The organism is Nonomuraea sp. NPDC047529 (assembly GCF_040642995.1).
GTDB lineage: Bacteria > Actinomycetota > Actinomycetes > Streptosporangiales > Streptosporangiaceae > Nonomuraea.
Genome location: NZ_JBEYTJ010000015.1, coordinates 102,300 through 125,089, shown reverse-complemented (window position 1 = coordinate 125,089; position 22,790 = coordinate 102,300). Strand labels below are relative to the sequence as shown.

The following is a 22,790-nucleotide window of genomic DNA, read 5'->3' as shown; positions in this document are numbered from 1 at the left end:
CATGGACCGCCTCGACCTGCCGGGCCTGCTGGCCGAGCTGGCGCGCGGGCACCGTGTCCCCGGCGCCCAGCTCGCCGTCCACCGCGACGGCCGGACGACGACCGCCGAGTACGGCGTGCAGACCCCCGGCGGCTTGCCGGTGACGGCCGGCACCGCGTTCCCGCTCGGGTCGCTGACCAAGCCGTTCACCGCGACGCTGGCCGCCATGCTGGCCGACGACGGCGACGTGGGCTTCGGCACGCCGCTCGCCGGACCGCTGCCCGAGCTGGGTCCGTACGCCGCGGACCTCACCCTGGGCCGGCTGCTCAGCCACACCGCCGGCCTGGCGGCCAACGCCGAGGACGCCGACCGTGCGCCCAGCAGGCGGGCGTGGGCCGAAGGACACTGCGGGCCCGCCTGGCCCGGCATCGTCCCCGCGTTCTCCTACTCCAACGCCGGGTACGTCCTGGCCGGGCACCTGATCGAGTCCGTCACCGGGATGACCTGGTGGGAGGCGGTCGAGGACCTGCTGCTGGCCCCGCTGGAGATCACGCCCGCGTACGTGGCGGGCCCGCCGACGGCCCGCCGGGCGGCGACCGGCCACACCGTGCACCCGTCCCGGGACGTGGTGGTGGCGGCGGCCGAGGAGGAGTCGCCCGTCGAGGCCCCGGACGGCGCGCTGGCGCTCAGCGCCGCCGACCTGGTCGCCTTCGCCCGCCTGCACCTGGGCGACCCGTCCCTGCCCGCCCTGCTCGGCGCGGACACGCTGCTGCGGATGCGCGTGGACCGGCTGGCCGGCGCCGCGATCGGCCCGTACGGCATGGCGGACGGGTGGGGTCTCGGCTGGGCGATCCACCGCCGCGACGGCGCCGAGTGGTTCGGCCACGACGGCACGGGCGAGGGCACCTCGTGCCACCTGCGCGCCGATCCCGTCAGCGGCACGGTCGTCGCGCTGACCACGAACGCGAACACCGGCCTGGCCGTGTGGCGCGACCTGGTGGACCGGCTGGCGGCGGCGGGCGTCGAGGTGGGCGACCACCGCCCGCTGGCCGCTCCCGGGCCGCCCGTGCCGGGTCCGCCGGGCTGCGCGGGAGCGTACGCGAACGGCGCGGCCAGGTTCGAGGTGGCCGAGGACGGCGGGGGCCGCCTGAGCCTGCGGTCCACGGGCGCGATCACGTGTTTCCCCGGCCTGGTGTTCGCCGTCGGCGAGCCGCCGCCCCACGGCCGCACCGCGCACGCCGGCCGGTTCATCCCCGACGTCCCCAGCGGCGACGCCGGCCGGATCGGCCTGATCCAAGTGACCGGACGACTGGCCCGCCGCCTGCCGCCGGAGTCCTGAACGGGAGGAACACGTCGACCATGAAGGATTCCGCCGTCGAACCCGCGCCTGCGCCACTGTCGCGCAACAGGAGCTACGCCACGCTGTGGAGCGGCCAGTTCCTCTCCGAGCTGGGCAACGAGATCAACTTCATCGCGATCCCCCTGCTGATCCTGGCCATGTCCGGCTCCGCCCTGGAGGCCGGGCTGGCCTCGTCGGTGGTGGCGGCCGGTCACATGATCGCCAACCTGCCGGCCGGGGTGATCGCCGACCGCTGGGACCGCAGGCGCACCCTGCTGATCTGCCAGACAGGGCGGGCGCTGGCCATGGCCTCCGTCGCCGCCGCCGTGTGGCTGGACGTCTACTCCTTCCCGCACATCCTGCTGGTGGCATTGCTCGACGGCCTGCTCGGGGCCGCGTTCGAGCCCGCCGAGCAGGCCGCGCTGCCGCAGGTGGTGCCCGCCTCGCAGCTCTCGCGGGCGGTGGCGGCCAACACCGCGCGGCCGTTCATCGCGACCCTGGTGGGACCGGCGCTGGCCGGTTTCCTGTTCGCCCTGCAGCGGGCGATCCCGTTCGTGGTGGACGCCGTCATGCTCGCGTTCTCCTCCGTCGCGCTGCTCTTCCTGCGGCTGCCCGCGCGTCCGGATCCGGCCGGGGAGGAGCGGGGGCCGGGCGGTGACCTCGTGGCCGGGTTGCGGTGGGTGCTGGGCCGGCGGGTCATCAGGACGACGCTGCTGTGGATGCTGCTGTCCAACCTGGTCTTCACCGCCCTGATCATCATCGTGCTGGCGACGTCCCACGAGGACCAGGTGGGCGCCGGGGTGATCGGGCTGAGCATGGCCTGCATGGGGGCGGGCGGGCTGCTCGGCGCCGCGCTGGCCGACCGGCTGCACGCCGCGCTGCCCGCGCCGGTGGTGATCGTGGGCTTCTCCTGGGTCACCGCCGCGCTGACGGCCCTGATGGCGGTCGTGCCGAGCGGCCTGCCGCTCGGGCTGCTGCTCGGCTGCGCCGCCTTCTTCGTCCCCCTGGCCAACACCACGATCCTGACCTACCAGATCACCGTCACCCCGGACGCGCTGCGCGGGCGGCTGACGGGCGTCACGGGGCTGTGCGGCGGCGGCGCGGCGGCGGTCGGGCCGCTGCTCGGCGGAGCGCTGGTCACGGCGGGGACCGGCGGCATCCTGGCCTGCGCCGCCGCGCTCGCCCTCGTGGCGACCGCGACCACGCTCAGCCCGACCCTCCGCCGCTTCCCCACCGCCCGCCACTGACCCACCCTCACGACGGCCACGCATTTGTAGCCGTGCGTGGGCATGAGCCGGTAGTCCTGGGCTCCGACCTCTCCGACCTCTCCGACTGGACGCCGGCGGGGGCGGGAGCCTCCGGCTCATACGACGGAATCCTGGACCGGGCCCGCGAACTCCCTGCCGGGCCCCATCCCTTCGGCGCAGATGGGTTGAGGTGTGAGGGTAAGGGCCAGTTCGGCGAAGGCGGTGGCCGTCGGGAGCGGGGTCGCGGGCAAGGCGAGCAGGATGGTGCGCTCGGCAGCCGGGTCCAGCGGGATCGCGTGCACGCCCGGGCGATGGGCGGGCAGCGCCAGTTCAGGGACGATGCTCACCCCGAGCCCCTCGGCGACCATGGCGAGGATGCTGCTGGTGTCGCGCACCCGGTAATGGCACTTCAGGCTCGCCCCCGCCGCCCGCGCGAGTGTCGTGATCAGAGGCTCACAGCCGCCCGTGGACATGATGAACGGATGCCGGGACAGTTCGGCCACCGGTATCGAGTCGCGGACGCCCAGTTCGTGACCGCTGGGCAGGACGGCCAGCATGCGGTCGGTGGCGAGCGGTCGCGCCGTCAACCCTGCGGGGAGCGAGGCCGGCGTGGCCTGTGCGCGCGCCACCCCGGCGGACACGGTTGCGATGTCCGCCGCTCCCGTTTCGAGCCACTCCAGCACCTCGTCGTCCGAGCCCTCCATCACCGTGAGCCGCACCTGCGGGTAGGACTCCCCGAACCGCCGCAGGATCGGCGGCAGCAGCCGGACGTTGGCGCTGGGGATGACACCGACGCGTAGGCTGCCACGCTCATGCTCCTGGGCTGCGGCCACCTCCTGCTCCAACGCTTCCACCTGGGTGAGGATGAGCGTGGCGCGGCGGCACACGGCACGTCCAGCCGCCGTCAGGCTCACCCCGTGGTTGCCCCGCACCAGCAGCGCGATCCCGAGCTCGCTCTCCAGCGCGCGCAGCGCGTGGCTGACGGCAGACTGCGTGGTGGACAGTTCCTCGGCGGCCCGGGTCATGTTGCCGGTCCGTGCGACCGCCTGCAGGATCCTCAGTTGGGTGAAGGTCATAGCGCCGCGCGCAGCAGGCCGACGACCAGCGGGTGCGGGGCCTCGGGACGCGAGCGGGCCTGCGGCACGAACAGTGTGGCCACGTAGTAGGGGTGGCCGGGAATCTCCAGCACCCGGGCCTCGCCATCACCGTCCACTCCTGTGACGGAGAAGCCACCGTCGTGCAGGGTCTTCTGCCGGCTGGGGTCGAGACCGAAGTTGCAGTAATACTCCTCTTCGACCTCGGTCCGTCCGTACAGTGCGGCCACCCGGGTATCGGGGTTCAGGGTGACGGGCATGGTCTTGCCGGCCAGCGAGCAGGCCAGTTCCGTCACGAAGAGGGTGGAGGCGTACGGGTCGTACTCCGCGTGCTCTGCGTCCTCGTAGCCGAGCACGTGGCGGGCGTACTCGATGATCATGTGCTGGCAGCCGCCGCACGTACCCAGGGTGGGGAGGCTGTGCTCGCGGCCGTGACGAAGTGCGGCCAGTGCGCCGCGCAGGCTGCGGTACGGGCTGCCTGGCGCGCACCACAACACGTCGGCGGCCTTGACCTCGGCCAGGTCGGATTCGAGCGGTCCGGTGGCCAGCCAGCGGACATCCACCCCGATGCCAAGGTGCGCGGCGGCATGCCGCAGCGCGTCGTCGGTAGCCACGTGCGGGGGAAAAGCCGGATCGCGGTCGCCGATGACCGCGACGCGCAGGGGTCGGTCCATGGCCTCACTATGCGGCGTTCCGGTCTGAGCGCCAATACCGGACCATGCGTGCGCCGTGAGCAATCGCTCATGTCCATCTCGGCGCCGGCGCTCTCGAACGCGATCCGCGTCGGCCATGCCCGCGTCTCCACCCGGGGTCAGAGCCACGCCGCGCCGCTGGAACTCCGGAAGTGAGCACACCCCTCGACGTGCCGCAGCTCGACCATGCGCCGCCCGGTAGTGGTCGGAGAAGACCCCCCATCCGGCCCTCCCGACCGGCCGGGCATTGACGTTCGTGACGGCCTCGCGCACACAATGGGTCGTGGCTTGGAGCCCGCTCCTCGACGGTGACCCCCGGCGCATCGGCGTGTACGCCCTCGCGGGGCGGCTCGGCGCGGGTGGCCAGGGGGTCGTCTACGAGGCGTACGGGCCGGCCGGTGACCAGGTGGCGGTCAAGGTGCTGCACGCCGGCGCGGCCTCCCTCCGCCCGCCCGACGGCGAAGTGCGGGCGTTGTCGAGGATCGCCCCCTTCTGCACCGCCAGGATCCTCGACTTCGACCTGGAGGCCGGGCGGCCGTACATCGTCAGCGAGTTCGTGTCGGGGGCGAGCCTGCGCGCGGCCGTCGAGGAGCTCGGCCCCTTCCGCGGCGACGAGCTGCACCGGCTGGCGGTGGGGGTGGCCACGGCCCTGGTGGCGGTCCACCGCGCGGGCGTGGTGCACCGCGATCTCAAACCGGACAACGTGCTGCTGGGCCCCGACGGGCCCCGGGTCATCGACTTCGGCATCGCCCGGCTGCTCACCGGCTCGATCACCCCGGGCGGCGCCGTCGGCACCCCGCTCTACATGGCCCCCGAGGTGCTGCGCGGCGCCCCCGCGGGCGGGGCGGCCGACGTCTACGGCTGGGCGGCCGTCATGTTGTACGCCGCGTCGGGCCGTCCGCCGTACCGGGCGCAGGCACACACCGTCCCGTTGCCGGAGCCGCTCCGCGCGCTCGTGGACGCGGGGCTGGCCGAGCGGCCGGAAGAGCGTCCGGCGACCCGCGACCTCCTGCTCGGCCTGCTGGAGCACCGGGCCGCGCACGGGAGCCTCATGGAGGCCGGCAGCCGGGCGGCGGGCGTCGTCGCCGCCAGGAACGGCGCCGTACGGCCGCCGCTCGGCGAGCGCGCCGAGCAGGCGTTCGCGGCGTTGCCCGAGCCCGCGCAGGCCGCCGTCCCCGGCCTCCTGGTACGCCTGGTCGGCCCCGGCGACCAGCTCAGATCCGCCGCCCTGGACGAACTCGGCGACGACCCGGCGGCGCCCGTCGCCGTCGAGGCCCTGCGCCGGGCGGGGATGCTGACCGGCGACGCGAACGGCGTGCGCATCGCCTCGCCCGCCCTGCCCGTCGCCTGGCACCGGCTGCGCGGCTGGCTGGCCGACGAACGTCCCGGCCTGGCCGATCACGAGCGCCTGCGCGACGCGGCCCGGTCCTGGGCGGCGAACGGGCACAAGGACGCCGACCTGCACCAGGGCTCCGCGCTCGAACGCGACCACCGCTGGGCCGGCCAGACCAGGCGGCACCTGCGGCTCGACCCGGTCGAACGGCGGTTCCTCGCCGCCTCGGCCGCGCTGGCGGGCCGTCGCAGGCGGCGCAGGGCCCTGCTGCTCGCCCTGCTCGCCGCGTTGTTCGCGGTGGCGGCGGTCCTGGGCACGCTGGCCGAGACGCAGCGACGCACCGTCACCGGGCAGCGGGACGAGGCGATCGCCCGCGGGCTCGCCGCGCGGGTGCCCGCGCTGCGCCTGCACACACCCACCACGGCGATGCAGCTCAGCCTCGCCGCCTGGCGGCTGTCCCCCGTGCCCGAGGTGCGGCTCGGGCTGCTGGCCTCGCTCGGCCAGGCCGACGTCAGTACGGGCATCGACGGCAGGTACCTCGCCGTGTCGGCCCAAGGGCACGTCCTGACCTGGGACAGCGACGGCGCGACGGTCCGCGACCCGGCCACGCGCCGGACGCTGGGCACGATCGCCTCGCCCGGCTGTTGCGCGAACAGCTTCCTCAGCCCGGACGCCTCCCTCCTGCTCGCCATCGACTCCTACCAGTCCACGGCCCGCGTGTTCGGCGTGCGCGACGGCCGCCTGCTGCACGAACTGCCCCTGGTGGGCAACGGAGCGGCCTTCGCCGCCGGGGGCGGCCGGGCGGCGGTCTTCACGTACAGCTCCGGCAGGCCGGTCTCGGTGCTCGACCTGCGCCGCGGCACTGTCGTGAGCACGCTGACCAGGAAGACGGTCACGGCGGCGGCCCTGAGCCCCGACGGTTCGACGCTCGCGCTGGCCGGCGCCGACCGCCGCGTGGAGCTGGTGGACCTCGCGTCGGGGCGTACGGCACGCGCGTTCACCGTCCCGCCCTCCGACGACGAGATCCGCGCCCTGCGCTTCACCCCGGACGGCAGGACCCTGATCACCCACGCCGTCGAGCTCCGCTTCTGGGACACGGGCACCGGCGCCGAGCTCGCCGACCACGCCGCGGCCGGGGAGCACGTGGAGAGCTTCGCCACGGACCCCGGCGGGCGGTGGCTGGCGACCGCGGGCAGCCAGGGCCTGCGGCTCTGGGACGTACCCGCCCGCCGGTCGGCGACCGTCGTACCGGGCCTGCCGTCGCTGGTGGAGGAGCTGGCGTTCACCGGCGACGGCCGCGGCCTGGCCTACACGGTACGGCCGGGCGGCGTACGGTTCGCCGACGTCGCCGCCTGGACCGCGCCCGATCGGCTGGGCGGGCAGGCCGCGCAGGCGGCGCTGGCGGTCGGGGCGGGACGGGCCGCCACGGCCGGGCCGGACGGCGTACGGGTGTGGGACCTGCGCACCCGCCGCCAGGTCGGGCCCACCCTGGTCTTCCAGGGCAAGGAGGCGACCTCGCCGTGCGCCACCACGAACGACCCCGAGCACACGGTGACCCTCAGCCCGGACGGCGCCACCCTCGCGGCGGTCACCCCGGGCGGAGCCGTACGGATCGGCGACGTCGTCACCGGCCGCGAACTGGCCCGCCTCCCGGGCCGCCGGACCCGACGGCCGGGCGATCTGTGGCGGGTCGGCGACCTCACGTTCGGCCCCGACGGCAGGACGCTCGCCGCCGCCACGACCTACCGCGCGGCCGGCACCTGCCAGGAGGAACGGACCACCCAGCTCTGGACCGCAGCCCCCTCCTGGCGGCCGGCCCACACGGTGAGCGCGACCTACGGGAGCTTCGCCTTCCTCCCCGGTGGCCGGGAAGTGGTGGCGCGCGACGACCACGGGCTCGTGCTGCTCGACGTCGCCTCCTGGCGGACGGTCCGGCGGATCACCACCGACGCCGTCGGCGGATCGCTGAGCGGCCTCGCGCCCGACCCCCGGTACGCGCTCACCGGCGTCAACGCGCTGTACCTGGCCGATCTGCGGACGGGCCGCCTCATCGAGCCGCCGCTGGTCAGCGAATCCGGCATCGTCGCCGCCTCCTCCCCCGACGGCCGCACCCTCGCCACCGTCGACCGGGACCAGCGCGTACGCGTACGCGACACCTCCACCGGCCAGGCCGCCGACCTCCCGTTCCCCGGCGCCGCCGGCCCCGTGCTCGCCCTGTCCTTCTCCCCCGACGGCCGCACCCTGTACGCGCTCACCGGCGACGGCGCCCTGTTCACCTACGTCACCGACGGCCCCCGCGCCGCCGCCCTGCTGTGCGCCCGCGTCGGCGGCTCCCCTTCCCGGACCGACTGGTCACGCTACGTCCCGGACGCCCCGTACCGCGAACTCTGCTGAACGCACGCATGGCCTCCGTGCGGGTCCGAATGTGATCGCGGTGACGACTGCCGCTGCGAAGAGCCATGGGGGCTCCTGGTGACCGGCGTCCACGGTGACCGCGGGACCGGCCGCTGCCGCCGGGCATATGTGGGATCACGTACAAGTGGCTGCGCCGACTCGACCTGAAGTCCGGCCGCCGTGTCAGCCTCAGGCCCCTGCCACGCGGATCAGATCAGCTGTCCCGCCACCGAAGGCGCGGTCAGCCCGCACATCACCGCTACGGCGGCATTCGGTCACTACGCTGGCCGGCATCGTCCGCCGATCCCGTAGGAAGGCCGAGCCGATGGCCGACCCCACCGACGACATCGCCCACCTGCTGTCCGACGCAGTACGTCAAAGGACCTTCCCCGGTGCGGTCTGGGCCGTCGGCGACGCCGACACCACGCTGCACTCCGGCCGCACCGGCCTGCTCGACCCGGCGCATCCCGAGGTCGAGATGAGCATGGAGACTATCTTCGACGTCGCCAGTCTCACCAAGATCCTCGCGGTATGGTCCGCCCTCGGCGCGCTGTGGCAGGACCACGTCCTTCCCCTCGACGAACAGCTGGGCACCTTCTGGCCTGAAGTCGCCGGCCGCCCGCTCGGTCAGGTCACCGCCCGCCACCTGCTCACCCACACCGCCGGGGTTCCTCTGCGGGCCAACCTGAAGAGCCTCTATGGCACCGACCCCCAGGCCATCCGCCTCGGCGTTCTGGCCGAAGCCCTGCATCGTCCCGCCGGACAGGCCGTCGAATACACCGACCGCGCCGCCCTCATCCTCGGCTACCTCGCCGAACACCTGACGGCCACCCCACTGGACCAGCTCGCCCACCAGCGCATCTGGCAACCACTGGGGATGTCCCACACCCGCTTCGGCCCGCTGCCCGCACCGCTCGCGGCGCGATGCGCGCCCACCGAGTTCGACGAGGAGACCGGCGTGCACCTCAAGGGTGTCCCTCACGACTTCTCCGCCCGGCTGCTCGGTGGTGTCTGCGGCATCGCCGGTGTCTTCTCCACCGTGCACGACCTGACACTCTTCCAACGTCACCTGCTGGCCCCGATGCCTGGGCCGGCGCATGTCGGGTTCGGCCCGGCTTGGGGGAGTGAATCCCTGCAGGTCCACACCGGCGACCTGACCCCGGCCCGCGGCCTGTTCTGGCACCCGGCCCCTGGCACCTGTCCTGAAGACGGCATCTACGTCCACTACGGGTTCACCGGCACCGCCTTGTGGATCTCCACAGAGCGGGAGCGATGGGCCGTCCTGCTCACCAACAAGCTCTTCTTCAGCCGCGACCGCGATCCACTCATGACCGTCCGCAACGCCTTTCGCGCACTGGCCTTCCAATGATCACCAACGTTGATCACAGCCTCCGATCGCCGGAAGACCCGTCAGAGCGTTGCCGGCATCAGTGCCATGACCGACGACCGGCGCTCCTGCCCGCCCTGTGGGCGAGGTGGAAAGCCCCGCGACGAGCGCGTCATCGGGCAACACCGCGTCACTCAAGAAGGGGATCGACCGCGACCGGACCGCGAGTCCCCATGCCGTCGGATGATGATTCGCACCACGCGTTAGAGTGATCGCCTTTCAAGATATCGCTCACGAACTGCCAGGCAGCGGCTCGATCCGCGCCGGAATTGGATGGTCGGTCATGAAGGCCAAGGCAGAACAGCGGGTCGCTGTGTTCGGCGCCGGCTACATCGGACTGGTGACCGGCGCCTGTCTGGCGGAGCTCGGTCACCGGGTCGTGATCCGGGACATCGCCCCTGAGAGGATCCGGCTCCTGCAGGCCGGTGATCTGCCCATCTACGAGCCGGGGCTGGGCGAAATGATCGCGCGCAACAAGGAGCGTCTGACGTTCACCCTGGACCTTGGTGAGGCGCTGCAGGACGCCGAGGTCGCGTATGTGTGCGTCGACACACCGCCGTCACCCTCCGGCGACGCGGATCTGTCGCGGGTCTGGTCGGTGGTGACCTCGCTGCAGGGCGCGGCGCACCTGCGGGCAGTCGTGGTGAAGTCCACTGTTCCGGTGGGGACGGGCACCAGAGTCCGGGCGGCCTTGGACGCGGCCGGCCTGGGACACGTCGGTTACGTCGCGAACCCGGAATTCACCGCCGAGGGCATGGCTGTCCACGACTTCATGCATCCGGACCGGATCGTTGTCGGCTCCTCGGATGAGGCCGCGGCCCGTCTGGTCGCTGAACTGCACGCCGACGTGGACGGACCCGTCGTCATGATGGACGTACGCTCGGCAGAAATGGTGAAGCTGGCCTCGAACGCACTGCTGGCCACGAAGATCAGCTTCATCAACGAGATCGCCACGTTGTGCGAGAAGACCGGTGCTGACGTGCAGGAGGTGGCCCGCGCCGTCGGTCTGGACCATCGGCTCGGCCCGCACTTCCTGCGTCCCGGGATCGGCTGGGGTGGCTCCTGTTTCCCCAAGGACTCCGAGGCGTTGCGGCAGCTCGCCAACAACACCGGCTACCACCTGCAGTTGCTGTCGGCCGTGATCGAGGTGAACAACCTGCAGAAGCGCCGGGCGATCCAGAAGATCAAAGATGAGCTGGGCAGTTTGGTGGGCACGCGGGTGGCGCTGCTCGGGCTGACTTTCAAGCCGGGGACCGATGACATGCGGGAGGCGCCGAGCGCGGTGCTGGCCGCCCGCTTGCTGGCCGAGGGCTCCGAGGTGCACTGTTGGGATCCGATGGCACGCCCTGCCGAAGCCGAGCCGTGGACGTCGACCACCCGGCATGCGAGCCCCGAGTCCGCAATCGAGGGCATGGACGCGGCGATCATCGTCACGGAATGGCCCGATCTCAAGGACGTCGATTGGGCGCGAATGGTGTCGCGGATGCGACGGCCGGTGCTTTTTGATGGTCGGAACATGCTGGATCCGGCAGGAATGCGCTCGGCCGGTTTCACGTATCTCAGCGTCGGCCGACCGTGACCAGGCGTCGGCCCTCGTAGTTCCGAGACCTGGGGCTCTCGGCGGGTACTCCCCCGCCGGCCACCGACTCTGCGCAGCCTGGCCCCGCCCGCGTGCCGAGTTCGGGCACGCCGTGCGGGAGGTTCTCGGCCTGGTTGACGGCGTAAATGCGGTCGAGCGGGGTGAGCGGCGGTGGCGTCGTCGTTGTGGACGTCCGGTCGCGGTTCCTTCGGGGGACGCTTCGCGTTTCTGCGCTTATGTGAGGCTGAGCGGGGCCGGTTCCACGTCGAGTTCCCTCATCGCCTCGGCATAGAGCCGGTAGCGTCTACGGGCCTCACCATGGCGGCGAGCTCCGGTCAGCGTTCGAACCAGGTCCAGGTGGGCGGCCTCGTCGTAGGCGTCCCGTTCGAGCAGGCGGAGCAGGTAGCGAACCGCTCTGTCGGGGTCGTCGGCCGCCTCCGCGAGTGAGGCCAGTTCGCGGAGCAGGGCCTGGTGTACGGCGCGAGCCTCTTCACGCAGAGGCTCCAGCCACTCGGCGTAGGGAGAGTCCTCGCAGACGTCCCCGGTGTAGCGAGCCTCAGCCGCGACAAGGAGGTCCTCGTCTCCGGAGGCGAGCGCCTCGGCGGCGGCGGAGAGGAACTCCTCGACATCGGTACGGAGTCCGACCAGCTGGATGCTGTACCTGTCGGCGCGGACGAACTCCCCGGGGCCGAACTTCCGTTGCGGGTCCAGGACCGAGCGCACCGTGGACAGAGCGACCGAAAGCCGGTTGGAGCAGGACGCGGGCTCCTCCCCCGGCCAAAGGATCTCCATCACCGCTTCCCGGGCGACAATGCGGCCGCGTTGGCACGCCAGCCAGGTCAGCAGGTCGCGTGCCTTTCGGGACTGCCATTCGACAGCGCTGCCGCAGCGGCTGAGCCGTACTCCACCCAGCATGCAGAACCGCACGGCGTCATGGTCGAGGAGCGTGATCGCGCGGAGCAGGCCGGCGCCGGAGCTGTGCGGCCCGCGGAGGCCGACGCGGCGGAGCTCCTGCTCCGCCGCGTCGAGGCCGGAGCCGTTGAGCCGCGCCCGGGCGAACGCGTTACGCGCGATGTTCACCGGGCTGCCGATCTGTGCCCAGATCTCCGCTGCGGACGCCAGCAGGTCCGCTCGCCCGCCAGGGGATTCGGCCACGGTGAAGGCCGACAGTTCCAGGGCTTCCGCCATCTTGGCCCGGTCGCGGCGGCTGACGGCCGCCTCGTGGGCGGACCGGGCGTAGGCGCCGGCTTTGGTCCGGTCGCCGGTCTCTGCCCAGACCCAGCCGGCGGCCAGGAGCGCGTCCACCCGGCTGGAGCCGCCGCCTGCCGCGACCGCGCGTTCGGCCAGTCGTACGGCCAGCGCGGGATCGTCGACCGCGTGGACGCAGGCCAGTCCGGCCAGGGCTGTCTGGGTCAGATGGGCGTTCTGGAGTTGTTCGGCATGCTTCAGGGAGTTTTCGAAGCTGATTCGGGCATGCATCAGCTCCCCGCGCTCCAGATAGACCTTGCCGAGCCCCGCCAGCGGGTGGCCGAGCTTGTCGCTGCCCACCCGGCTGAAGATGTCGCGTGCCCGCTGGAAGTCGGCCAGGGCTTCGTCGAGTCTGCCCAGGCCCATGAGCGCATCGGCGCGGTTGTGCAGGGCGATCGCGGTCTGGACGGGATCCCCGACCAGGTCCGCTCGCCGTACCGAGAGGTCGGAGTCGGCGATGGCCTCGTCGTAGCGGGCCTCCTCCGCGCGGCTCGCGGCGCGGTTGGCCAGGATGCGGGCGGACAACAACAGGTCTCCTGAGCTCTCCGCGGCGGCGAGGGCGAGGGCGCTGTGCCGTTCGCTGCCGGCCCCGTCGCCGGCGTCGTGGGTGACCATGGCCAGCGCGGTGTGGGCGCAGGCGGCAGCGCGTTCGTCCTGGCAGAGGGTGGCCATCGCCAGGGCCTGTTCGGCCAACTGGGTCGCCTCCGCGCTTTCGCCGACCAGCCAGCGAGCGCTGGCGGACCAGGCGAGCAACATCGCCCGGTCGGAGGAGCTTGAGGAGGGCAGCGGAAACGCCGAGCCGTCGAAGCCGCCGGCCGGCTCGAACGTCGACAACGCCGCCTTGTAGTCCCCCCGCTGGTAATAGATCATCCCCATCCGCCAGGCCACCGCGGGGTCAGTGGCATCGACACGGCGCAGGCACTCCAGCGCGCCGGCCCAGTCCCCCTGAACCTGGCGGGCCTGTCCCTCGGCCATGTCCACGGCACACGTCCGCGCTTTCTCCGGTACGGCGACGCAAGCCCGGACGAGCTCAGCCGCGTGCCCCTCGGCCAGCAGCGACGCATGCCACCGTTCGATCATCGCCACCCGATGGCCGGGCTCGTCGCAAACCGCCAGCGCCTCCCGGACGAACCCATGCGACTCATACCAATGGGCCGCCGCCGGCACCCGGCCGACCTCACCCATGAACTCCCGGACCAAGGTCGACACCACATAGCCCTGATCGCAGGGCGTGATCAGGATGTGCTGAGCGGCCAGAGCGCGGAGCTCCTCGCGGGAGACGGCGACCCCCATCGCCTGGCACAGCTCGTCGGTGAACCACGGCAGCCGAGCGGTCGCGCGGAGGAATTCCTCGTGCTCGTCCTTCACCACCTCCTCGACCAGATAGTCGAACAGCGGCGTGGCAGCGATCCGTCTGGCACGGTCCGACAGGGGCAGGCCGCTCAGCCAGCTCAGCGTCAGCCGTACGGCGACCGGCCACCCTTTGGTGAGCTCGTGAACCTCCTCCGCCAGGTCGTCCGACCCCAGAACGATCGAGGAGAGTGAGCGGGTCTCGGCAGGGGTGAAGGCCAGCTGTTCCGCCGACACCTGGAAGACATGGCCCAGGCCGCGCAGGCGCTGGATCGGGAAGGGCACGGCGGAGCGTGAGATCAACACCAGGTGAAGGTCGTCGCCGCCGTGGTGACAGAACTCTTCGAGCAGGCGCGCCCCAGGGGTGCCCGGCTCGATCCGCTCCACCTCGTCGATGACGAGGACGGTCGGCCGGGAGACGGCGGCGGCCAGCTCGGTGGCGAGTCCGGCGGAGCGGATCCACCCGGCCGGCGCGCCCAGGGCCTGGCAGCTCTCTTCGATCAGGGTGGCATCGTCAGCCCAGGTCAGCCATGCCACCGGATGATCAGGCCGGGCCCGCGTCCAGCCGCGTACGGCCGAGGTCTTACCGCCGCCCGGGCCACCGGTCACCACGGTGAGCCGGTGTCGCGGGATCTGATCGAAAAGGGCGGTGAGTTGCCCTCGTGGCAGCAGAGGCTCGGTCGCCGTCACAGCGAGAAGTATCTGCCGGGCTGGACTTTAAGGCAACTGAAAGCTCCGTTCCTACCGTCGTTCTCAGTCCCGAACGACGAGGAGAAGATCGTGAGAGTCATTCCAGCCCTGCTCGCGGCGAGCGCCGGCATTCTCCTGCTCAACGCTCCGGCCACCGCCTCGACGAAGGCCATGAGCGAGCCCACAGCGGAAGAACTGAGGGCGGCGCCGATCGCCGAAGAGGCGGACGCCGAGGTCAAGCTCGCGCTGCTCCGCTACGGCAACGGGCTGACCGTGGAGTTCAACGACAGCCGGCCGTCCGGCGACGTGGGCCTCGTCCAGACCGCCTTCATCGGCCGCGCCCGTCTGTTCGCCCGCGACAGTGGCGACAGCTTCCTCGAGACGTACCTGAAGATCACCCCGGCCTCGGTCGCGGTCCCGCAGCGGCTGGTGGAGGCCCATGGCACCAAGCCCCTGCCGGCCGAGCTGCAGCGCCGGACGGTCACCAAGGAACTGGTGGAGGTCGACGGCCTCGCCACCCCCGCGGTCCCGACCATGTCCGGCGCGGTCAACTGCAACAAGACCTACTACCCCTGGTACCACTGGCGTGACGTGGGCCACCCCGGCATGCTGCCCAGGGACTCCTACTCCTCCAGCTACGGCGGCAAGTACGTGAACGCCGACAGCTGGCTCATCAATTGTCTTTCGGCCGGCAACCCGCCCCAGATCGCCGCCCACCATCGGCTCTTCTACTTCAACAACGCCCTCAGCAAGTGGGCGGAGCAAAGTGACACCTTGGTGTACCCGGGGCAGGAGCAGCACGTCGAAAAGGGCATCATCAACCGCTACCGCAGGATCATCCAGGACGACACCTGGGGCTCCGACCCCAACTGCCTGTCCTGCACGTACACGCGTGAGGGCCGCTTCCACGACTGAACCCCGCCCCTGTCGATCCACCGCGAACGAGACAGGCCATCGACCGGCAGGCGGGCGGTGGCCTGGGAGGCGATCGCAAGGAGTCGAGGTCAGCGGTTGAAGTCGCGGGCCGTCACGCTCCCCAGTCCGTTGCTCCCGTCCTTCGACAGGTAGACGGTCATCCCTTCGTCGTGGAGGTTGATCCACCCGCCACCCTGCCCATAGGGGGCGTCCTTCGCGCGTATGGAGTCGGCGTACACGGAGCCAGGGGTGGCGGTGCCCGTCCCGCCCGTGTACACCTGCAGACCGAACCTGGAGAAGGCGATCCATCCGTCGTCAGTGCTTCTGCCCTGCACCCAGGTGGTGTTGACGCCGTTGAGGTCGGCCTTGTCGGCGAACACGGTGCCCGGCGCGTTGGAGCTGCCTGTGCTCCAGACTTTCACCCCGCCTGGGAGGAGGGTGATGCTTCCGTCGCCCTTGGTCGATCCCTCCAACCGCGGGGTGGTGACGCCATCGACGGCGGTGAGGGTTCCCAGGATGGGATCGCGCACCTGAACGGTCGTGGTGACGGTGTGCCGCCGGGTGCCGAAGCCGGCGACGAGGGTGTAGGTGGTGTCGCGCTTCGGGGCGTCGGCGGCGTCCAGCACCAAGGAGTACGGGCCGTGCGACCCGGTGTGCTCGACCTTGGGAACGGGCTTCCGGCCACCCGGGAACAAGATCTCGTACGTGAAGTCGTCGGATCCCTCCCAGTTCAGCGTGACCGTTGTTCCGGCGTCCACCACGACGTTGTCCGCGCGGAAGCCGTGCGGCGCCGGTATCTCCTTCGGCGCGGTCTTCACCACCGCCACCGCCGTGTCACTGTTGCGCAGTCCCCCACTCTTGCTTCTGCCGGCGGCCTCGGTCACCCGCAGCACAGCCAGCCCGGCTTGGGGAGCGACAGCGACGTTCTCCAGCGTCACCACCATGTGGTCACCGGGACCGAAGGTGATCGCGCTGCCCTGATCGCTGACCTGGAAGGCGAAGCTCTGCCCCTGGACGGTCACCGCACGGGTGCGGCCGGTCTTGACGTCGGTGTGCTCGCCTTTGGGCGTGATCGTGGTGAAGTCGTCGGTGAGGTGGCCGGCGCCGGTGCCGACGGGAACCGTCACCTTGATCGTTGCGTACGCCGTCTGCCCGGTGTTCGTGACGAGCAGGTACACCGTCCCCGTGGACTTGGACTGCCGCCCGGCCTCGGACGCCGCCAAGGGTGCCGGGTCCGTGATGAGGGTGTAGGTCAGCATGGTCAAGGTCGCGACTCCTTCTCCTGGCAGAACAGGCGGCGGCACGGAAGAGCACTCCTAGGTGATCCAAACGTCAAGGCGAGGGCACAACAAGAGCGCCCAAGGGGGCTATAACAGGACGCTTCGGCAATACCCTCAGCACCTTGACATGCGCTAAGTGCACGCTCCGGAACTGTCCGTCATATGCACCGCCTCGCGGGCCGACGCGTCCGGCGGCACCCGACCGCCTGGGAGGCGCCCGAAACCCTGGAACTCCTCAGCCAGGCCCGCCGGGGCCGGCCGCTCAAGATCCTCGTGCTCGAGCAGCGCAAGATGCCGGATCCCATCCGCGGCCAAGGCCCCGGCACCGCCCTCGCCGTCATAGCGGTCCAGCAGTCCCGGCCTGGCCGTCGAGTCGAGCTTCCAGGCCAGGTCGTAGGCGTCACCGATCGCGGTGTTGCCGCCCATCCCGCCACTGGGTGGGGTGACTTTCGCCGCATCCCCGGCCAGCAGCACCCGCCCCACCCGAAACCGATCCGCCACCATGGCCGCCATCTCCCACGGCGCCACCGCCTTGATCCGCGGTTCGAGGTCCGGCAGTGCGGGGATCAGGCGGATCAGTCCGGTACAACGCTCGGTGGGGAAGTCCTCGGGTGAGGCCCCGGTGGCCGGGTCGTAGGTGACGCTGTACAGGTGTCGGTCAATCGTGTGGTCGATGGTGGTGAACAGGCCACTGCCCTGGTCGTTGAACAGGATGTGCTGGGCATCGCGGGGTCGGCCAGATCGCCGAGGTCGGCGTCGAAAATGATGCTGACGTTGTGCCCGAGGCTGCCAGGACCGTGCCGATCGACGCCTGGCGCCGTACGCACCCCACTGCGGTGCCCGTCAGCGGCGACGAGGTAGTCCGCCGCCATCGATCCGATCCCACCTCTCGCATCCGGTGGGTCGCGAGGTGGAGGTGGGCGTGGCATGCCCTGGCTCCGTTCGGGCAGGGGGCCTGGGTGAGGCGTCCTCACCCAGAACCTCAGGACGGCCGGCCTCGAACGGAGGCGGAGCGACGGAGGTGCCGAGCATGTGGCTGCCCAGGATGAGTTACGCAGCGATGAGCGCCGTCATGTACGCGGCCATCGGCTTGGGAGGAGCGGTGGTCAAGCCGCATCAGCAACCTGCGTGCACTGCGCCACCGCTTCAAGGGCGTGTGGTGGATGTGGCCCTCGCCGACACTGTGTCAGGCATGATGAGCCCTGGCCCCCATGATTCCGGACCGTACGGAACTCCCGGTCCGGGTGGCATGATGCCCGGCACTCAAGGCCCGTACGGCTCAGGGCCGCACGGCACGCGGATGAGACTGACGGCCACGCCTTCAAGCGTCCCCGCCGGCAAGGTTTCGCTGCGTGCGTACAACGAGGGGACCCTCGCCCACGAGGTCGTCGTGCTGCCGCTCCCGGCGGGGCACGCGCCGGGGCAGCGGGCGACCGGTTCGGACGGGCGCGTCAGCGAGGCGGGCAGCCTCGGCGAGGCGTCTCGTACGTGTGGGGCGGGCGCCGGGAACGGCATAGCTCCCGGATCCACGAGCTGGACCACGTTGACACTGCGGCCGGGCCGATACGAGCTGCTGTGCAACTTCCCGGGCCACTACGCGGCCGGCATGTACGCCGAACTCGACGTCACCGGTTAGGCCATGGGCCTGATCAGGCCGAGGTCCGCGCGAACGGCGGTCCTACGGTAGACACATGCCCATGGACGCATCCACCGCTCAGCATCTCAGCATCATGTCTCCCGCATTCGCCGTCGAGCAGCTGCCGCAGGACGGGGTGCCCGAGGACGATTGGCTGGTGCTCGTCCGCGCTCCGGAAGGGCTGACCGTGGTCCGTGAGGCCAGAGGTGCGGACACGGCGGAGCAGTGGATCGGCTTCTACGGAGGTGCCACAGCACACGGCCTGGACATTCCCGGAATGCTGTCCGCGATCGTCAAGCCGCTGGCGGAGGCGGCGATCCCGGTATTCGTGGCCTCGACTTTCCATGCCGACCTGGTTCTGGTTCCCGAGCCGAGGAAACAGCAGGCCATCACCGTCCTTGAGGAAGCAGGGCACCAGGTGAAGAGCCAGGACGGCGAAGCCGGGCCACGGCACTAGAGCTGGGCGGTGATCTCCGCGGCCAGTTGCCGGGCGGTGCGGCCGGCGCCGATGAGGGTGGCCGAGGCGGGGCCGGTCCAGTCGCCGTAGCCGAGCAGGTGCAGGCGCGGTTCGGCCAGGGCGCGGGTGCCGTCGGTGGGGATCGCGCCGCCGGGGCCGCGCAGCCGTAGCGGGGACAGGTGAGCCAGGGTGGGACGGAAGCCGGTGCACCACACGATCACGTCGTACGCCGCCGTACTGCCGTCGGCCCATGCCACCCCGTCGGGGGTGATGCGGGAGAACATGGGCTCGGCCTTGAGGGCGCCCCGGTCTCGGGCCTCGCGTACGGGCGCGACGGCGACGATGTCGCCCAGGTCGGCGATGCTCTCGGCGTTCTGTCCGGTCAGGGCGGCCCGGTGGCGGCGGGTGGCCAGGTCGAACAGGGCGCGGCCGTCGATCTCGTCGGGCAGCAGCCGGGGCGGGCGCAGTGTCGCCCAGGTGGTCGGGGCGACCCGGGAGAGCTCGGCGAGGATCTGCGCGGCGGAGTTGCCGCCGCCCACGACCAGCACCCGACGGTCGTGGAAGGGCTCGGGGCCGCGGTAGCCGGCGGTGTGCAGTTGCTCGCCGCGGAAGTCACCGATGCCGGGGTAGTGCGGCACGTAGGGACGCCACCAGGTGCCCGTGGCGCTGACCACGATCCGGGCGTGCCAGGTGCCGGCGCTGCTGTCCACGGCCAGGCGCGGGCCGGCGCGCCGCACGGCCCGCACGGCGGCGGGACGGACGATCGGCAGCCGGTAACGCTGCTCGTAGTCGGTGAGGTAGGCGACGACGTGGGCGGCGTCCGGGTAGCCGCCGTCGGCCGGGATCGGCATCATGCGGCCGGGCAGGGAGCTGTACTGCGCGGGCGAGAACAGCCGCAGGGACGGCCAGGCATGTTGCCAGGCTCCGCCGGGCGTCTGCTGGGCGTCCAGGATGACGAAGTCGACGCCTGCCCGCCGCAGGTGGTAGCCGGCCGCCAGCCCGGCCTGCCCGGCGCCGATGACCACGACATCGGCCAGGCGTGCCGCGTCAGTCATACGGTGAGGAGTTCCACGTCCACCGGGCCGTTCTGCGCCTTGGCGGGGGCGGCGAGCGGGGCGAACAGCGCGCCCAGCTTGTTCACCGTCTCGGGGATGATCCGGTAGTAGACCCAGGTGCCGCGGCGTTCGCCGTCGATCAGCCCGGCGGTGCGCAGCACCTTCAGGTGGTGGGAGATCGTGGGGGCGGTCAGGTCGAACACGCCGGTCAGGTCGCACACGCACGCCTCGCCGCCGGGGTGGGAGCCGATCATCGACAGCAGGCGCAGCCGCACCGGGTCGGCCACGGCCTTGAGCAGCGTGGCCAGCTCGGCGGCGTCGACCTCGCCGAGCGGCTCGCGGGCGATCGGCGCACAGCACTGGGTGGTGGCGGGGGCTGCCATGACGCGACTCCTTAATTCGATGCCGGTCTAAATTATAGGCGGTGGTAGGCGAACGCCACGACCACCGCGCTCGTCACCCACCCGTACCGACAGGCCGACGAAGGCGGTGGTGCCGTAGCGCTCGGCCGGCAGGTGAGCCAGCGTGATGGCGCCCACCCCGAAGCCGATCGTCGCCCGCCCGTCCTGGGTGGTCCGCCCGAGGCCGGCGAGCAGGCGCTCGCCGGGTCGGGGCGGGTCCAGCGGGCCGTGATCGCAGGCGGAGCGCCTCTCGCTGGGCCGCCGTGGGGTATTCCTCGGACCGTCCTTCCAGGGGCTTCGGACGTGTCAGCCGCAGCAGGACCCGGTGGAGACGGCGGCCAGGGGCAGCGGGGCGGAGAGCAGGCCGCCGCTGATGCCGCCGGCCAGGCCGACCCGCTGCTCCTGGTCCTCGGCCAGGCCGGAGGAGCACACCCCGGTCTCGGGCAGGTCGAGCTGCACGTCGCGGGCGGCCTCCCAGTCGCCGGCCAGCGCGGCGACGACCGAACGGGCCTGCTCGTATCCGGTGGCGAGCAGGAAGGTGGGGGCGCGGCCGTAGCTCTTGACGCCGATGGCGTAGTAGCCGGGCTCGGGGTGGGCCAGCTCGTCCACGCCGTGTGGGGGGACGGTTGGGGTCGATGAGCGGGGCCAGGGCGCGGGTGGAGCCGAGGACGGGGTCGAGGTCGAGGCGTAGTTCGGCGGCGATGGAGTGGTCGGGGCGGTAGCCGGTCGCGCCGACGATCCGGTCCACGGTGATCGTCCGCTCGGTGCCGGAGGGGGTGCGGCTGGTGACTTCGACGCCGTCGCCGGTGGCACGTACCTGGTGGGTGAAGAAGCCGGTCAGGAGCTGGATGCGACCGGAGGTGACGAGGGCGTGCAGGCGGGTGCCGAGCGCGCCGCGGGCCGGGAGGGCGTCGGCGTCGCCGCCCCCGTAGGCGCGGCCGGCGTTGCCTGCGCGGATGGCCCAGGTGATCGGGGTGTCGTCCAGTTGGGCCAGGGCGAGCAGTGTGGTGGCGGCCGAGTGGCCGGCGCCGACGACCAGAACGTGCCGGCCCTCGTAGCGGTGGCGGTCGGTGCCGAGGACGTCGGGCAGGGCGTGGTCGATGGACACCTCGTTCTCGCCATGGGCGGGCAGGCCGGAGGCGCCCAGGGCGTTCGGGGTGGTCCAGGTGCCGGAGGCGTCGATGATCGCGCCTGCCTGCAACTCGCCGCCGTCGGCCAGGCGGACCAGGAAGGGGGCCTGCTCGCGGCCTGCCGTGCGCACCCGGTCGTAGCCGAGGCGGCTGACGGCGGTCACTCGGGCGTCGGTACGCACCCGGTCACCGAACAGCTCGGCCAGCGGGGCGAGATAGTCATCGATGATCTCGGCGCCGGTCGGCAGCCATTCGGGGTCGGGGGCGCTCCAGCCGTCGGCCTCCAGCAGGCGGCGGGCGGCGGCGTCGATGTCGTACTTCCACGGGCTGAACACCCGCACGTGTCCCCACTGCGCGATCGACGCGGCGATCCGCTCGCCGGCCTCCAGGACCAGGAAGTCGATGCCGCGTTCGGCCAGGTGCGCGGCGGCGGCCAGGCCGACGGGGCCCGCGCCGATCACGACCACGGGCAGGTCGTCCCGCCGCCCTGAGGTGGCCTGCCGAGGGGTCGTGACCTGCTCGATCGCGATCATGGTGGGGCCGCAGCAACTGTCACTCATGACTGTTTCTCCAGGTGGCGAGAGGGCTCAGCGGAAGGACGGAGACGTGACGCAGAGGCGGGCATCGGCGCGGCAGTCGAGGTCGCACACCCGCGAGGTGGCCTTGTCGACGTGTGAAGCCACGCATGACGCACCTCTTTGGATAGAAGTTCATCTAATCAGGAGTCATCATCCGTCACTGCTTAGATGGAAGTCAAATTAGCTGGCGGGCCGCATGGGCGTTCCGGCGGAGCGTCGTCGGGCTGGTCGTCCACCGAGAGCTCGCCCGGCAGCCCGTTCGAGCGCGCTACAAGAGCGTTGCAGCCGAGCCACAAGTGGGCTTCCCTAGCCTCGGGATCATGTTGACGACCCTGGTTGTGACCGCCTCCCTCCTGTTCACCGGCGCACCCGCACAGAGCGCGGCGACCAAGCCGCTGACCTTCCGCGGCATGACGCTCCAGATCCCCAGTACCTGGAAAGTCGGGAAAGCAGACAGGTGGGGCGTCCACGTCAAGACCGGCGGCTGCGACCGGCTCGCCGTCGAGTGCCGTGGGTTCTACCTCGTCGGGCCGGAGGGCATCTCCCTGGCCCGCCACGGCAACCCCTACGACGCCGAGGAGCCGTACCACCCGGGCAACGGCCTCGCGGCCTGCGCCCCCGACAAGCGCTACGTGGAGGACTTCCCCGGCAAGCTCGTCGCCCGCGGTCTCCGCCCGGTCGGCGCGGGACACCAGGCCACCTACCGCGTCTGGCGCGTCGGCTGCACGACGCAGTCGGCCAAGCGGACCGGCGTCTCCTATGAGGAGCGGATCTGGCACCTGCCCAAGTCGAAGATCCTCATCTTCGACCAGTGGAGCGACAGCCGGCTCGGCACGATTCTCAAGCGGGCGACCTGGAGCTGAGCCCGCCGGTCGCGGCGCTCGCGACCAAGGCGAGACAGAGCAGGTACGAGAACGGCCGTGGCGGCAGTGGTGATCAGCGCCGCGCGATCCCGGCACTCCACGACCTGGAAGGAGTACCGGACTTCCCGCGGGTGGCGCCCGGC

General features: G+C 71.7%; 17 protein-coding genes and 2 pseudogenes. 9 read left to right on the top strand and 10 right to left on the bottom strand.

Translation table 11 applies throughout. The annotated features are described in order from the left end of the window. Position 1: 1 nt before the first annotated feature. The gene (locus tag ABZ815_RS24365; protein ID WP_357701526.1) at positions 2–1,318 is read left to right on the top strand and encodes a serine hydrolase domain-containing protein; all 1,317 of its coding nucleotides are present in this window, start codon (positions 2–4) and stop codon (positions 1,316–1,318) included. Between the two features lie 20 nt (positions 1,319–1,338). Continuing rightward, complete coding sequence (locus ABZ815_RS24360; protein WP_357701524.1) at positions 1,339–2,565, top strand: MFS transporter; 1,227 nt, start codon at positions 1,339–1,341, stop codon at positions 2,563–2,565. Between the two features lie 116 nt (positions 2,566–2,681). On the opposite strand, the gene ABZ815_RS24355 is transcribed toward ABZ815_RS24360, so the two are convergent. Further along, positions 2,682–3,641, bottom strand: a complete 960-nt coding sequence (locus ABZ815_RS24355) for a LysR family transcriptional regulator (protein ID WP_357701522.1) — start codon at positions 3,639–3,641, stop codon at positions 2,682–2,684. Continuing rightward, the gene (locus ABZ815_RS24350; protein WP_357701520.1) at positions 3,638–4,333 is read right to left on the bottom strand and encodes a hypothetical protein; all 696 of its coding nucleotides are present in this window, start codon (positions 4,331–4,333) and stop codon (positions 3,638–3,640) included. Before ABZ815_RS24350 ends, ABZ815_RS24355 begins: the two co-directional genes overlap by 4 nt. A gap of 301 nt (positions 4,334–4,634) precedes the next feature. On the opposite strand from ABZ815_RS24350, the gene ABZ815_RS24345 reads away from it, so the two are divergent. From ABZ815_RS24345 to ABZ815_RS24335, 3 genes are all read left to right on the top strand, one after another. Then, a complete protein-coding gene (locus tag ABZ815_RS24345) occupies positions 4,635–8,078 on the top strand; it encodes a protein kinase (protein ID WP_357701518.1) in 3,444 nt (1,147 codons plus the stop codon). 325 nt (positions 8,079–8,403) lie between these two features. Next, positions 8,404–9,447 (top strand): serine hydrolase domain-containing protein, encoded by a 1,044-nt coding sequence (locus tag ABZ815_RS24340; protein WP_357701516.1) that lies wholly within the window; start codon positions 8,404–8,406, stop codon positions 9,445–9,447. A gap of 226 nt (positions 9,448–9,673) precedes the next feature. Further along, complete coding sequence (locus tag ABZ815_RS24335) at positions 9,674–11,044, top strand: UDP-glucose/GDP-mannose dehydrogenase family protein (protein WP_357701514.1); 1,371 nt, start codon at positions 9,674–9,676, stop codon at positions 11,042–11,044. A gap of 234 nt (positions 11,045–11,278) precedes the next feature. On the opposite strand, the gene ABZ815_RS24330 is transcribed toward ABZ815_RS24335, so the two are convergent. Further along, positions 11,279–14,332: a tetratricopeptide repeat protein gene (locus ABZ815_RS24330; RefSeq protein WP_357701512.1), complete on the bottom strand. Its 3,054-nt coding sequence runs from the start codon at positions 14,330–14,332 to the stop codon at positions 11,279–11,281. A gap of 90 nt (positions 14,333–14,422) precedes the next feature. Between ABZ815_RS24330 and ABZ815_RS24325 the strand changes: the two genes are divergently transcribed. Next, the gene (locus ABZ815_RS24325; RefSeq protein ID WP_357701510.1) at positions 14,423–15,247 is read left to right on the top strand and encodes a hypothetical protein; all 825 of its coding nucleotides are present in this window, start codon (positions 14,423–14,425) and stop codon (positions 15,245–15,247) included. 89 nt (positions 15,248–15,336) lie between these two features. Here ABZ815_RS24325 and ABZ815_RS24320 read toward each other — a convergent pair whose 3' ends face one another. The 3 genes and pseudogenes from ABZ815_RS24320 to ABZ815_RS24310 form a co-directional block, all read right to left on the bottom strand. Next, on the bottom strand, positions 15,337–16,512 hold the full coding sequence (locus tag ABZ815_RS24320; RefSeq protein WP_357701508.1) for a hypothetical protein: 1,176 nt from the start codon (positions 16,510–16,512) through the stop codon (positions 15,337–15,339). A gap of 147 nt (positions 16,513–16,659) precedes the next feature. Next, positions 16,660–17,238 (bottom strand): FAD-dependent monooxygenase, encoded by a 579-nt coding sequence (locus ABZ815_RS24315; RefSeq protein WP_357701651.1) that lies wholly within the window; start codon positions 17,236–17,238, stop codon positions 16,660–16,662. Positions 17,239–17,264: 26 nt separating this feature from the next. Next, positions 17,265–17,399 (bottom strand): annotated as a pseudogene (locus tag ABZ815_RS24310) (FAD-dependent monooxygenase); the annotation flags it as partial. Between the two features lie 428 nt (positions 17,400–17,827). Between ABZ815_RS24310 and ABZ815_RS24305 the strand changes: the two are divergent. Further along, positions 17,828–18,163, top strand: a complete 336-nt coding sequence (locus ABZ815_RS24305) for a sulfocyanin-like copper-binding protein (RefSeq protein WP_357701506.1) — start codon at positions 17,828–17,830, stop codon at positions 18,161–18,163. A 61-nt stretch (positions 18,164–18,224) separates the two neighbouring features. Then, complete coding sequence (locus tag ABZ815_RS24300) at positions 18,225–18,620, top strand: ACT domain-containing protein (protein WP_357701504.1); 396 nt, start codon at positions 18,225–18,227, stop codon at positions 18,618–18,620. Here ABZ815_RS24300 and ABZ815_RS24295 read toward each other — a convergent pair. The 4 genes and pseudogenes from ABZ815_RS24295 to ABZ815_RS24280 all read right to left on the bottom strand — a co-directional run. Next, on the bottom strand, positions 18,617–19,675 hold the full coding sequence (locus ABZ815_RS24295) for an ArsO family NAD(P)H-dependent flavin-containing monooxygenase (RefSeq protein WP_357701502.1): 1,059 nt from the start codon (positions 19,673–19,675) through the stop codon (positions 18,617–18,619). The two genes, ABZ815_RS24300 and ABZ815_RS24295, sit on opposite strands and share 4 nt — an antisense overlap. Then, on the bottom strand, positions 19,672–20,058 hold the full coding sequence (locus tag ABZ815_RS24290) for a metalloregulator ArsR/SmtB family transcription factor (protein ID WP_357701500.1): 387 nt from the start codon (positions 20,056–20,058) through the stop codon (positions 19,672–19,674). Before ABZ815_RS24290 ends, ABZ815_RS24295 begins: the two co-directional genes overlap by 4 nt. A gap of 324 nt (positions 20,059–20,382) precedes the next feature. Then, on the bottom strand, positions 20,383–20,685 hold the full coding sequence (locus ABZ815_RS24285) for a hypothetical protein (RefSeq protein ID WP_357701663.1): 303 nt from the start codon (positions 20,683–20,685) through the stop codon (positions 20,383–20,385). Between the two features lie 145 nt (positions 20,686–20,830). Further along, a pseudogene (locus ABZ815_RS24280) lies at positions 20,831–21,739 on the bottom strand (FAD-dependent oxidoreductase); the annotation flags it as partial. 365 nt (positions 21,740–22,104) lie between these two features. Here ABZ815_RS24280 and ABZ815_RS24275 point away from each other — a divergent pair. After that, positions 22,105–22,647 carry a hypothetical protein gene (locus ABZ815_RS24275; protein WP_357701498.1) on the top strand — a complete coding sequence of 181 codons (543 nt, stop codon included), beginning with the start codon at positions 22,105–22,107 and terminating at the stop codon, positions 22,645–22,647. Positions 22,648–22,790: the final 143 nt, after the last annotated feature.

Coding starts and splice junctions, on each gene's coding strand:
- ABZ815_RS24365 (WP_357701526.1), top strand. CDS start 2: ATGGACCGCCTCGACCTGCCGGGCCTGCTGGCCGAGCTGGCGCGCGGG.
- ABZ815_RS24360 (WP_357701524.1), top strand. CDS start 1,339: ATGAAGGATTCCGCCGTCGAACCCGCGCCTGCGCCACTGTCGCGCAAC.
- ABZ815_RS24355 (WP_357701522.1), bottom strand. CDS start 3,641: ATGACCTTCACCCAACTGAGGATCCTGCAGGCGGTCGCACGGACCGGC.
- ABZ815_RS24350 (WP_357701520.1), bottom strand. CDS start 4,333: ATGGACCGACCCCTGCGCGTCGCGGTCATCGGCGACCGCGATCCGGCT.
- ABZ815_RS24340 (WP_357701516.1), top strand. CDS start 8,404: ATGGCCGACCCCACCGACGACATCGCCCACCTGCTGTCCGACGCAGTA.
- ABZ815_RS24305 (WP_357701506.1), top strand. CDS start 17,828: ATGAGACTGACGGCCACGCCTTCAAGCGTCCCCGCCGGCAAGGTTTCG.
- ABZ815_RS24300 (WP_357701504.1), top strand. CDS start 18,225: ATGGACGCATCCACCGCTCAGCATCTCAGCATCATGTCTCCCGCATTC.
- ABZ815_RS24295 (WP_357701502.1), bottom strand. CDS start 19,675: ATGACTGACGCGGCACGCCTGGCCGATGTCGTGGTCATCGGCGCCGGG.
- ABZ815_RS24290 (WP_357701500.1), bottom strand. CDS start 20,058: ATGGCAGCCCCCGCCACCACCCAGTGCTGTGCGCCGATCGCCCGCGAG.
- ABZ815_RS24275 (WP_357701498.1), top strand. CDS start 22,105: ATGTTGACGACCCTGGTTGTGACCGCCTCCCTCCTGTTCACCGGCGCA.